Origin of the sequence: Aquipuribacter hungaricus (assembly GCF_037860755.1) — a bacterium.
GTDB lineage: Bacteria > Actinomycetota > Actinomycetes > Actinomycetales > JBBAYJ01 > Aquipuribacter > Aquipuribacter hungaricus.
Genome location: NZ_JBBEOI010000185.1, coordinates 1 through 6,974, shown reverse-complemented (window position 1 = coordinate 6,974; position 6,974 = coordinate 1). Strand labels below are relative to the sequence as shown.

Genomic DNA, 6,974 nt, shown 5'->3' with positions numbered 1-6,974 from the left:
TGCAGCCGGCGCCAGCTGTCGCGCGCGTTCGCCGCGGTCCTGGGGGTGACGCCCCGGCAGTACGGGCGGGCCGTGCGGACCGGCCGCGCCCGCGAGGTGCTGCGCGCGGGCGCCAGCGTGGGCGACGCCGTGTGGCAGGCAGGGTACGGCTCCGCCCGCGGCTTCTACGAGGAGGCCGGGCGCCGGCTCGGGATGAGCCCCGCGGAGTTCGCGGCCGGCGCCCGGGGCCGGCGGCTGCAGTGGAGCGCCACCGCCACCCGGGTCGGCACCGTCCTCGTGGTCGTCAGCCCCGACGGCATCTGCGCCGTGCGCATCGACCCGGACGCCGACCCCGCCGACCCCGCCGCCCCGCTGGCGGAGGTGAGGGCCGAGCTGCCCCACGCCGAGCTGGTCCGCGACGACGCCGCCCTGGTCCACGTCACCGCGGCCGTCCAGGCGCTGGCCCGCGGCGAGGACGCCGGCGCCGGCCTGCCGCTGGACGTCGCGGGCACGGCGTTCCAGGCGCGGGTGTGGCAGGCGCTGCGCGAGATCCCGGCCGGGGCCACCCGCAGCTACACCGAGGTCGCCGCCGCGATCGGCGCCCCGACGTCCGTGCGCGCCGTCGCCCGGGCCTGCGCCACCAACCCGGTCGCGCTCGTCGTGCCCTGCCACCGGGTGGTGCGCTCCGACGGCGCGCTCGCCGGCTACCGGTGGGGCCTGGCGGTCAAGCGGTCCCTCGTCGACGCCGAGCGCGAGGCCGCCGGCGCCGGGGCCGCCTCCTAGTCTGGGGCGGTGGCCGACGGGGGTGCGCGCGGGGGAGCCAGCGCCGCCCCGCCCGCCCGGTCGCGCCGCGAGCGGCAGGTCAGGGGCGCGCTCGCGCTGCTGGCGGTCGTCGCCCTCAACGTCGGCACGTACGCCGCCCTGGCCACGGACACCGCGCAGCGGTGGGTCGCGGCGGTCGAGCAGTACGCCTACCCGGGCGCCTTCGTCGTCGCGCTGCTGACCAACCTCACCCTCGCCGTGCCGGTGCCCTACAACCCGGTCGTCCTGCAGCTCATGACGGTCGTCGAGCTCCCGCTGCTCGTCGCGCTCCTCGCCGCGGCGGGCTCGGCGCTGGGGGAGTCGACCGGCTGGTGGGTCGGCTCGCAGGGCCGCGCCGTGCTGCCGGACGAGGGTCGGGCCGGGGCGGCGGTGCGCTGGCTGCAGCGCCTGGCCGCCCACCGGTGGCGGGCCGCCCTCGGGCTGGTCGCGTTCAGCGCCGTGCCCAACCCCGTCTTCGACGTGGCCGGCCTGGTCGCCGGCGCGGCCCGGGTGCCGTACCGGCTCTTCCTGGTGTCGGCCTTCCTCGGGCGGCTGCTCCGCTTCGTCGTCTTCGCCCTGGTCGGCGAGACGCTGCTCGCCGCCTGGCCCTTCTGAGCGCCCTCAGGACGAAACCCCCGCGAGGGCAATCCGTCCGGTACGCCCGCTCCGTACCCCTCCGGTCCGACCTCGTCGGCGGGTGCGGCCGGGTGACCGGGAGCTCCCGCCCGGCAGGTCGGCACCGGCGGGGGCGGGAGCAGGGCCTGCCCCCGCCGGACCCCGACCCCTGCCGACCCCGCCCACGACGACCGACCGGAGGCCTCACGTGCGACGCGCTCCCGCCCGCCCCCTCCTCGTCGTCCTGTCCGGGGGGCTCGTCGTCCTCGGCGCCTGCCTGCCCTGGCTGACCACCGCCGCCGGGCTGCGCGGTCCGGCCGCCCTCGACTCCGGCTTCGGCCAGCTGCTCGCGGGGCTCGGCCTCCTGGTCGCCGCGGGTGGAGCCGTCCTCCTCTGGCGCGACACCGCCGCCGGCCGCCGCGCGGTGCTCGTGGCCGCGCTCCCCGCCACGCTGCTCGCCGGCTGGATGCTCGCGCAGTCCGAGGGGCGCTACGCGGTGCTCGTCGGCGAGGTCCCCGCCCTGGCGGAGCGCGGGCCGGGCGGGTTCGTCGCCCTGGCCGCCTCGCTGCTCGCCACCGGCCTCGTGCTCGTCGAGCACCCGTCGCAGGTCCTCCGCCCAGCCGGCGGGCAGGTGCGCCGGACCGGCCCCGGGCGGCCCGCGCAGGCGCGCACCCGCCTGCGCTGACTCTCCGCCGCCCGACCTGCGGCAGGGACGGGGGCGGTCCAGCATGGGCACGGTGAGCGACCAGGTCCGCCTCCCCACCCCGCAGGAGACCGCTCGCGGCTGGGCCCGGGTGGGGTCGGTCCTGCGGACGCACTGGTCGCTCGTGCTCCTGCTCGTCGTCGCTGCGGCGGTGCTGTCCCTGTCTGTCGCCGGGGTGGACGAGGTCTACGAGTCGGTCGTGGACCGCGAGGACCTGGCCACGCTCGACCAGCCCGCCCTGGACGCGGCGCTGGAGCAGCGCAGCCCCGGGCTCGACCGCGCCGTGACCGTCTACACCGACCTGGGCGGCACCACGTGGGCCCCGGTCCTCACGACCCTGCTCGTCGTCGGGCTGGCCCTGCTGTGGCGCTCGTGGACGCCGGTGGTGCTCATGGTCGCCGCGACCGCCGGCTCGCTGGCCATGACGTCCGTCGGCAAGGTGGTCGTCGGCCGCGAGCGGCCTCCCACCGACCTCGCGGTGCCGCCGTTCGAGACCTCCCCGGCCTTCCCCAGCGGGCACGCCCTCAACGCCACCGTCATCGCCGGCGTCCTGGCCTACCTGGTGTGGCTGCGCGTGCGCTCGCCGTGGCTGCGGGCGCTGGTGGTCCTCATGGCGCTGTCGCACGCGGTGCTCATGGGCCTGTCGCGGGTGTTCCTCGGCCACCACTGGCTGACCGACGTCATGGTGGCCTGGTGCCTCGGCCTCGGCTGGCTCGTGGTGGTCGTCACGGTCCACCAGCTCCTGCTGCGGCGGGTCGGCCACGACGACGCCGGGCGCGGCGCCGACGCCACCGCCGCGCGCTAGGGGGATACCGCGCCGAACCGGAGGCGCGGCCCCGGCGGACGGTCCACCATGGCGCGCGTGACCCCCCAGGCGCCGTCCCCCCGCCCCCCGGCCCCCGGCTGGGTGTGGCTCGCCGCCGAGCAGAGGGCCCGCGGGGCCCTGGCCGCGTGGCTGTCCGTCGTGGCCGGGTTCGTGGTCCTCAACGTCGCCGCGGCCGCCGTCGTGTTCGACGACGTGTCGGACCGGGACGGCCTGGAGGACCTGGACCGGCCCGTCCTGGACGCCGCGATCGAGGCCCGGACGCCCTTCTGGGACTCCGTGGTCACCGTCTACAGCGAGCTCGGCGGCCCGGTCGTCGCCATCGCCGCGACCTTCCTCGCCGTCGTCGGCCTGTCGCTGCTGTGGCGGACGTGGACGCCGTTCCTGCTCATGCTGCTCGCCGGCAGCGGCTCGCTGGCCATGTCGATGACGAGCAAGGGGGTCGTCGGCCGGCAGCGTCCCGACCAGGTGTTCGCGGTGACCCCCGTCGAGCCGTCGTTCAGCTTCCCCAGCGGCCACGCTCTCAACGCGACGATCATCGCCGGGGTCCTCGCCTACCTGCTCGTCAGCCGCACGCGGTCGGGGCGTGTGGCGCTGGTCGTGGTCCCGCTCGCGCTGGCGCACACCCTGCTCATGGGGCTGTCCCGGGTGTACCTGGGGGCGCACTGGCTCACCGACGTGGTCGTGGCCTGGCCGATGTCCTTCGCCTGGCTGGCCCTCGTCCTCACCGGGCACCAGGTGCTGGTGCACCTGCGGGAGCGGCGCAGGGGCAGGCCCGGGGCGGCGGCTACCGTGACGGCGTGAGCCTCGCTGCCGTCCCCGCCGGCATCCCCTACGTGCCGTTCCCGACCATCGACGTCGGGCCGCTGACGGTCCAGGTGTTCGGCCTCTGCGTCGCCGCGGGCGTGCTCCTGGGCGGCTGGCTCACCGCCCGCCGCAACGCGACCCTCGGCATCGCCACCGAGGACACCGAGCGCATCGTCATCTGGCTCGTGGTCAGCGGCATCATCGGCTCCCGCGTGCTGTGGGTGCTCACCAACCTCGACCAGATCAGCTCGCCCCTGGACGTGGTCGCCGTGTGGGACGGCGGCCTGCAGTTCTCCGGGGGCTTCGTCACCGCCCTCGTCCTGGCGCCCTGGCTCGTCCGGCACCTGTCCCGCGAGCAGCGGTGGCACATGATCGACGGGGCCGCGATCGGCCTGGCCGTCGGCATGATGGGCGGCCGGATCGGCTGCTACGCCGTCGGCGAGCACCTGGGCGGACCCACGTCCTTCCCGCTCGGCATCACCTACCTCGGCGGGCAGACCGTCGAGGCCCAGCCGGACGGCCCGCTGGTCGTGGGCACCACGTACTGGTCGATGCCCGTGCTGGAGTTCCTCTACGTCGGCGTGGTCCTCGTGCTCATGCTCCTGGCGGACCGTCACGGCCGCCGCGGCGCCGGGACCCTCGCCGGCATCTTCTGCGTCGGGTACGCCGTGTGCCGCTTCGCCTCGGACTTCCTCCGGGTCAACGACCCCACCGCCTACGGCTTCACCGCCGCCCAGTACATGACCATGGCGCTGCTGCCGGTCGGGCTGTTCTTCCTGCTGTCCGCGCGGCGCCGCGAGAGCCCCGCCGCCTACCGGGCGCGCCTCGCCGCCCAGGCCCCGGCGCACGCCTCGGACGACGCCGGTACGGGCCCGGCCGCGGAGCACGACGCGGACCGCGGGGGCGACGCCGACGCCGACCACGACACCGACGCCGACCACGGGTCGGACCGCGGGCGCGCCGCCGACGTCCGGGCGGCCACGCCGGTCGACCGGGCCCGCGAGGACTGAGCCGGGTGCCCACGCGCAGGGTCCGGTTCCCCGGGGTCGCCGGCACCGAGCTCGTCGGCCTGCTCGACGAGCCGGACGGGCCCGCGCGGGGCTGGGCCGTGTTCGCCCACTGCTTCACGTGCAGCAAGGACTCCCTCGCCGCGTCGCGGGTGTCCCGGGCGCTCGCCGCCCGCGGGATCGGCGTGCTGCGCTACGACGTCACCGGGCTGGGGGAGTCCGGCGGCGAGTTCTCCGAGGCGACCTTCACCACCGACGTCGACGACCTCGTCCTGGCCGCGGCGCACCTGCGGGAGCAGGGCCGGGCGCCCTCGCTGCTGGTGGGGCACTCCCTCGGCGGGGCCGCCGTGGTCGCGGCGGCCGGGCGCCTGGCCGAGGTCACCGCGGTGGTGACGATCGGCGCGCCCGCCGACCCGGCGCACCTGGCCCACCTGCTCGGCCCGGTGACCGACGAGCTGCGGGAGCAGGGCCGGGCGTGCCTGACGATCGCCGGGCGGGAGTTCACCGTCACCCAGGCGCTGCTCGACGACCTGGGGGAGCAGGCGCAGGACGAGCGGCTGCGCTCCCTGGACGCCGCCCTGCTCGTCCTGCACGCGCCGGGCGACCAGACCGTGGGCATCGACAACGCGCGCCGGGTCTTCGACGCCGCCCGCCACCCCAAGTCGTTCGTCGCGCTCGACGGTGCGGACCACCTGCTCACCCGCCCCGCGGACTCCCGCTGGGTCGCGGACCTGGTGTCGTCGTGGGCGGAGCGCTACCTGCCCGACGGCGGCGCCCCCGCCGACGAGCCTGGGGCCGTCCAGGACAGCGCCGCTGTGCCGGGCGGGACCGACGACGGCACACCGTCGGACGAGGGCACGGTCGTCGTCACCGAGACCGGCGCCGGGCCGTTCGTCGAGCACGTCCGCGCGGGGCGGCACACCTTCGTCGCCGACGAGCCGGTGAGCGTCCCGGGCGGGACCGACACCGGCCCCGGCCCCTACGACCTGCTGCTGGCCGCCCTCGGCACGTGCACGGCGATGACCGTGCGGATGTACGCCGACCGCAAGCGGCTGCCGCTGGAGCGGGTCCGGGTGAGGCTGAGCCAGCGCCACGTGCACGCCGACGACCTGGGCGCCTGCGTCGGCGGCGGCGAGGACTGCGTCCGCCAGCTCGTCCGCGAGATCGAGCTGGTCGGCGACCTGGACGACGTCCAGCGCGGGAAGCTGCTGGACATCGCGGGCCGCTGCCCGGTGCACCGCACCCTCGAGGCGGGCGTCGAGGTGGTCACCAGCCTCGCGGGCGAGCCGCCCACGGCGCCGTCCGACGCCGGCGCCTGACGCCGGCGCCTGACCCCGCCGCCTGACCCCGGCGCACCGCCGCTCCCGCCGTCCGACCCCGCCCGGGCGGCGGGGCCGACGGCGACCGAGGCCTCAGTGCGAGGTGGAGTACCCGGCCTCGCGGGCCCGGACCACGGAGCGGTTGATCTCGCGCTCGGCCTGCTCGCGGCCGGCCCAGTGGGCGCCCTCGACGCTCTTGCCGGGCTCGAGGTCCTTGTAGGTCTCGAAGAAGTGCTGGATCTCCAGGCGGTGGAAGTCCGCGACGTCGGTCAGCTCGCGGATGTGCGCCATGCGGACGTCGTTGGCCGACACGCACAGCACCTTGTCGTCGCCGCCGGCCTCGTCGCGCATCCGGAACATGCCGATCGCGCGGCAGGCGATGAGGCAGCCGGGGAAGGTCGGCTCGTCGAGCAGGACCAGGGCGTCCAGCGGGTCGCCGTCCTCGCCGAGGGTGCCCTCGATGAAGCCGTAGTCGGCCGGGTAGCGCGTGGCGGTGAAGAGCATGCGGTCCAGCCGGATCCGGCCGGAGGCGTGGTCGACCTCGTACTTGTTGCGCTGCCCCTTGGGCACCTCGACCGTGACGTCGAACTCCATGTGCAGCACTGCCCTCTCGTGTCGGTGGCGGGACGCCGTGCCCACGGTGCCCGGTTATCGTCGGGCGGGGGCGTCGGCGTCCGTCCCGGGTCCCACGGGGCCGGGCGGGGCCCATCATGTCGCAGTGAGCGGAGGCCGTGGGTGACGAGAGCCGTCCGGGTGGCTGCTGTGACGGTCGTCACGTCGCTCCTGCTGGCGGGCGGGGGCTATGCCTGGGCCGATGCCGCCGACCTCGTCCCGGGGCCGCTGACCGCCCGCGCACCCCTCCCGCCCCCGCCGCCGCCCGCCCCGGAGCCGCAGGTCAGCGCGCCCCCGGTCCCCGCCGC

Annotated in this window: 8 protein-coding genes and 1 pseudogene; 8 read left to right on the top strand and 1 reads right to left on the bottom strand. The window is 76.8% G+C overall.

What is annotated here, in order from left to right; all coding sequences use genetic code 11:
- The 7 genes from WCS02_RS15510 to WCS02_RS15480 form a co-directional block, all read left to right on the top strand.
- Positions 1-762, top strand: a 762-nt coding sequence (locus WCS02_RS15510; protein WP_340294838.1) for a methylated-DNA--[protein]-cysteine S-methyltransferase, incomplete at its 5' end; no start/stop codon positions are given.
- Positions 763-771: 9 nt separating this feature from the next.
- The gene (locus WCS02_RS15505) at positions 772-1,395 is read left to right on the top strand and encodes a VTT domain-containing protein (protein ID WP_340294836.1); all 624 of its coding nucleotides are present in this window, start codon (positions 772-774) and stop codon (positions 1,393-1,395) included.
- A 208-nt stretch (positions 1,396-1,603) separates the two neighbouring features.
- Complete coding sequence (locus tag WCS02_RS15500; RefSeq protein ID WP_340294834.1) at positions 1,604-2,080, top strand: hypothetical protein; 477 nt, start codon at positions 1,604-1,606, stop codon at positions 2,078-2,080.
- Positions 2,081-2,132: 52 nt separating this feature from the next.
- A complete protein-coding gene (locus WCS02_RS15495) occupies positions 2,133-2,903 on the top strand; it encodes a phosphatase PAP2 family protein (RefSeq protein ID WP_340294831.1) in 771 nt (256 codons plus the stop codon).
- 57 nt (positions 2,904-2,960) lie between these two features.
- Positions 2,961-3,725 carry a phosphatase PAP2 family protein gene (locus WCS02_RS15490; protein ID WP_340294829.1) on the top strand — a complete coding sequence of 255 codons (765 nt, stop codon included), beginning with the start codon at positions 2,961-2,963 and terminating at the stop codon, positions 3,723-3,725.
- Positions 3,722-4,738 (top strand): prolipoprotein diacylglyceryl transferase, encoded by a 1,017-nt coding sequence (locus tag WCS02_RS15485; RefSeq protein WP_340294826.1) that lies wholly within the window; start codon positions 3,722-3,724, stop codon positions 4,736-4,738. Before WCS02_RS15490 ends, WCS02_RS15485 begins: the two co-directional genes overlap by 4 nt.
- A gap of 5 nt (positions 4,739-4,743) precedes the next feature.
- Entirely contained in the window at positions 4,744-6,054 is a 1,311-nt protein-coding gene (locus tag WCS02_RS15480) for a bifunctional alpha/beta hydrolase/OsmC family protein (protein WP_340294824.1), read from the top strand.
- 93 nt (positions 6,055-6,147) lie between these two features.
- Here the strand turns inward: WCS02_RS15480 and WCS02_RS15475 are convergent, their stop codons facing one another.
- The gene (locus tag WCS02_RS15475; RefSeq protein WP_340294840.1) at positions 6,148-6,648 is read right to left on the bottom strand and encodes an inorganic diphosphatase; all 501 of its coding nucleotides are present in this window, start codon (positions 6,646-6,648) and stop codon (positions 6,148-6,150) included.
- A gap of 141 nt (positions 6,649-6,789) precedes the next feature.
- Here WCS02_RS15475 and WCS02_RS15470 point away from each other — a divergent pair.
- Positions 6,790-6,974 (top strand): annotated as a pseudogene (locus WCS02_RS15470) (D-alanyl-D-alanine carboxypeptidase/D-alanyl-D-alanine endopeptidase); the annotation flags it as partial.

Coding starts and splice junctions, on each gene's coding strand:
- WCS02_RS15475 (WP_340294840.1), bottom strand. CDS start 6,648: ATGGAGTTCGACGTCACGGTCGAGGTGCCCAAGGGGCAGCGCAACAAG.